At 44.2% G+C, this 4,153-nt stretch carries 3 protein-coding genes and 1 pseudogene; 1 reads left to right on the top strand and 3 read right to left on the bottom strand.

What is annotated here, in order from left to right; genetic code table 11:
- Positions 1-669, bottom strand: a pseudogene (locus tag F6J99_RS42635) (ATP-grasp domain-containing protein); the annotation flags it as partial.
- Positions 670-855: 186 nt separating this feature from the next.
- Between F6J99_RS42635 and F6J99_RS42630 the strand changes: the two are divergent.
- A complete protein-coding gene (locus F6J99_RS42630; protein WP_293122871.1) occupies positions 856-1,812 on the top strand; it encodes an NAD-dependent epimerase/dehydratase family protein in 957 nt (318 codons plus the stop codon).
- A gap of 7 nt (positions 1,813-1,819) precedes the next feature.
- Here F6J99_RS42630 and F6J99_RS42625 read toward each other — a convergent pair whose 3' ends face one another.
- Together F6J99_RS42625 and F6J99_RS42620 are read right to left on the bottom strand one after the other, a co-directional pair.
- Positions 1,820-2,392 (bottom strand): tetratricopeptide repeat protein, encoded by a 573-nt coding sequence (locus tag F6J99_RS42625; RefSeq protein WP_293122868.1) that lies wholly within the window; start codon positions 2,390-2,392, stop codon positions 1,820-1,822.
- A 430-nt stretch (positions 2,393-2,822) separates the two neighbouring features.
- Positions 2,823-4,153, bottom strand: a 1,331-nt coding sequence (locus F6J99_RS42620; RefSeq protein ID WP_293122865.1) for a serine/threonine-protein kinase, incomplete at its 5' end; no start/stop codon positions are given.

The following is a 4,153-nucleotide window of genomic DNA, read 5'->3' as shown; positions in this document are numbered from 1 at the left end:
TCCGGTATTCGGACCGGTATCCCCTTCCCCAATTCGCTTATGGTCCTGAGCTGGTAGTAAGGGACGAACCGTCAAGCCATCGGTAACAGCCAAAACCGAAACTTCTTGACCGGTGACACACTCTTCAATCACTACCGTCTCAAACCCATTCTGAAAGAGTGACTGCACAGCCGTTTCTGCTTCGTCTATGGTAGCCGCAACAGTTACCCCCTTACCCGCTGCTAAGCCATCGGCTTTGACCACAATCGGTGCTACCTGGGTTTTGAGATAAGCCAATGCTGGTTCTGGTTTCGTAAACACAGCAAAACTTGGGGTAGGAACACCAGCTGACTGCATCAAATCCTTGGCCCAAGACTTACTCGACTCAATTTGCGCTCCCTCCTGGGTCGGACCAAATACAGGGATATGTTTACTTTGGAGATAGTCTGTAATACCTAAAGACAGTGGTAGTTCTGGACCAACCACCACTAGAGATATATCGTTAACCAGAGCAAACTCAGCAATTCCATCAAAATCTTGAACGTTTAATAAACGATTTTGGCAACCTCTTAGTGTAGCGGTGCCACCATTACCAGGAACACATATCACCTGCTGAATACTTTGAGATTGCAGTAGCTTCCAAGCAAGGGCGTACTCCCTTCCCCCATTGCCAATTACCAAAATCTTCACTTTCTTTGTAAACTCTGTGCTGAATAGTCTATCTTATTCTATGAGCTTACCAAAGTATTGAATCCATTTTTACCAAAAAAAAAATTTGTAACTATTTAAAATAGTATGCCAGACTAGATTTAATATACATTGAAAAATAAACTAGTCTGACCAAAGCTTAACCAATAGTTTTAAATATTAAATTTTATGGCTATTAATATCGTTACGGGTGCTGCGGGTTTTGTCGGTTCTAACTTAGTAGAAGCCCTTTTGAATCAAGGTGAGCGAGTGATTGGTATTGATCAATTTAACGATTATTACGATCCCAAGCTAAAACGCCGGAATATTCAAAATTTTAAAGACCATCCCGCTTTTGAGTTAATCGAAAGTGATATTCAGACCTTGGATTGGCGATCGCTCCTCACCGATGTAGAGGTAGTTTATCATCAAGCAGCACAAGCTGGAGTTCGTGCCAGTTGGGGGGATGGTTTTCGGGATTATACCGAGCGCAATATTAATGCTACCCAAATCCTACTCGAAGCTGCCAAAGATGCCAAACATCTCACCCGATTAGTCTACGCTTCCAGCTCTTCAGTTTATGGTAATGCCGAAGCCCTACCGACATCTGAAACCATTCTTCCCCAACCGGTTTCCCCCTATGGGGTAACCAAGCTAGCTGCAGAACACCTATGCTTACTTTATTACCATAACTTTGGTGTACCCGTTACTGCCTTACGCTATTTCACCGTATATGGACCCAGGCAGCGCCCAGACATGGCATTTCACAAATTCCTAAAAGCGATTCTTACCGATGAACCCATTAGCATATATGGTGACGGAAAGCAAACCCGAGACTTCACCTTCATCAAAGACATCATAGCGGCGAATCTGGCTGCAGGTAATAAACCAGGTGCTGTTGGGGAAGTGTTTAACGTTGGTGGTGGTAGCCGAGTGGTGCTAGCGGATGTTCTCGACACCATTGAACAAATTGTTGGACATCCCATTAAGAAAAACTACATCGAAAAAGCCAAAGGAGATGCACGTCACACGGCAGCAGACATTACCAAGGCCAAAACCCTGCTAAGTTATCAACCTCAGGTATCCCTATCCGAAGGTTTAGCCCAAGAATGGGAATGGATACAAAATTTGTACGCTCCTGTATAGAAATTATCTAAAGCTCAACCCCAGCTATTTCAAAGGCTTGTCTAATTGCTCCAGCTAATTCCGATTGGTACTGTTGCACGTAAAATTCAGATGCTTGACGATAGGCGGACAAAAGGGGACGAAAATTCTCAACCTGACCATCCACAGTTCTGATGTTCAGTAAAACCCAACCTAAGTTATGCCAAGCTTCAGCATAGTCTGGTTTTAACTGCACGGCTTTTTCCAGATGGGAGCGTGCTTGTGCCCATTGTCCGACTTTTCCTAGTAAAGTGCCTAGACGGAATAAAGCAAAGGCATCAGATGGAAATTTCTGAATGTAGGCTTGATAGGTTTGGATAGCACCTTGATAATTCTGCAAGTGTTCCTGAGTGATTCCTTGATTCAGGGATACCCAGCTAGGAACGTCTGCTTTCTGGCTGGCTTGCTCAAAATTGGCCAGAGCCTCAGTCCACAACCCTTGCACAGCTTGCTTCCAACCTTTCAATCCCCAAGCAACTGCACTATCGGGGACTTGAGTGGTAAACTCTATAATCCGGCGCTCCACGTCCCTAGACTGCCTGGTAACAACTGCCTTTTCCAAAGCAATGATTAAATAGGGATATATCCATTGTTGTAGTTGTTGGGATTCCCTAGACTGAGCCTGTTTTGACTTGAACAGTGCCTGGGTAGCAGCCCGAATTGCTCGTTTCCATTGCTGTTGATTGACATTAATCCACGCTTGTAACCCTAGGGCAAAGGCTAGCCACTGTTGACGATTTTATCCAAATATCTTGCAGTATCTACAAAAATATGTTAGACTTTGATTGGTTTTATAGTGTCATTGAAAACATTCTGGTTCCTTGAATTGAAGCCGAAAACCAAAGCTTTAATGATAGTGGTTGCGTTTTCTATTAAACACAGATAATTGCGCCAAGAGCGGAACAAAACCTATCTTGGCCTTGGGAGATACCCCCTGGCTGCGAGAGCAGCTTGCATTAGTGGGCTAAAATCTGCTTTCTAGATTTTGGTAGCTAAAAAGTATCGGTACAGTTACTATCAATGTGTAGTGCCTTGGAAACAGCAGACTCTGCCTGTTGCCAATTGCCAAGCTTTCCCCATGCCCAAGCTAGATTAGCTTGTATCCAAACCTCTTGGGGAGCTAAGTCTGCTGCTTGTTGCAACTGTTTTACCGCTGTTGACCAATTTGATTTACGGCAATTTACCAGTCCTAAAACCCCATAGCTCCTGCCATCATTTGGTTGTAGTCGAATCGCTGTTTCTGCTGCCACCTCAGCCTGAGCATCATTGAGATGCATCTGGACTAGGGCTAGTTCAACGGCAGCTTCACCATGGTTTGGCTGATTAGTTAGACACTGTTGATAAGCTTGAACCGCCTCTGCTAACTTTCCTTGCTTAAGTAATCCCCACGCTTTCCTTTGACTGGGAGAAACAAACTTGCCTTTGAAGGCATCAATCAGTTCCTCGGCTGTCTGAAATCGCTCCTCTACCTTCATTCTCATTCCAGTTAAGATCACCTGCTCAGTTTGGGGTGTAATCTGAGGAGCTAACTGTCGTGGTGGAATTAACGTTTCTGATCCAGCCCTTTCCGTAGCTTGAGCTGGTAATTCACCAGTGAGTAACTCATACATTGAAGCACATAGAGCATAGATGTCCGTAGCTGGCCAACGCTTACTCCGGTAACTGTATTGCTCAAGAGGAGCGTATCCTGGTGACAAGGTTACACTCATTTCACGGGTTTGACCGGCCATGAATTCTTTAGTAGCACCGAAATCAATCAATACGGCTCGATCTTGGTGATCAATTAGAATATTATCAGGTTTAATATCTCTGTGTAATAGTTGATTAGAGTGAACAACGGTTAGGGCTTCTGCTACTTGGATAAAATAGCCCTTGAGCTTCTCTTCCGAAAGAACACCTTCTTGTTGTAAGATTTTGTATAAGGACTTTCCAGAGATCAACTCCATGACTAAATAGGCAGTATTATTCTCCTCAAACCAATCATAAACCTGAGCAATATTAGGGTGGGAGCATTTTTGTAAGTAACTGGCTTCTAACTGAAATTTGTGGAGTTGTCGTTGTCGGTCAATCGGAGCAATAGAAGGGGGCCAAGTAATGGTTTTACCAATCCTAGCTGCTTTTTCTGGCCAGAGTTCTTTGATGGCAACCTTAGCAGAGTTAGGTAGGTAAATTCCTTGGTAGGTAATGCCAAATCCCCCTTCTCCTAGGACTTTTTCGAGCCGATAATGACTCTGCCTTAGGAGTGTGCCAGCAGGCAAATGGTAGGGTGATGAACTAACAGTCTCTTCAAACTCAAGAGCCGCACTAGTTGTGGTGCGGCTCA

The sequence above is a fragment of the Moorena sp. SIO4G3 genome (assembly GCF_010692305.1).
Taxonomy (GTDB): Bacteria; Cyanobacteriota; Cyanobacteriia; order Cyanobacteriales; family Coleofasciculaceae; genus Moorena; species Moorena producens_A.
Note: the sequence above shows the minus strand (reverse complement) of the source record. Positions and strands in the feature narration are given on the sequence as shown.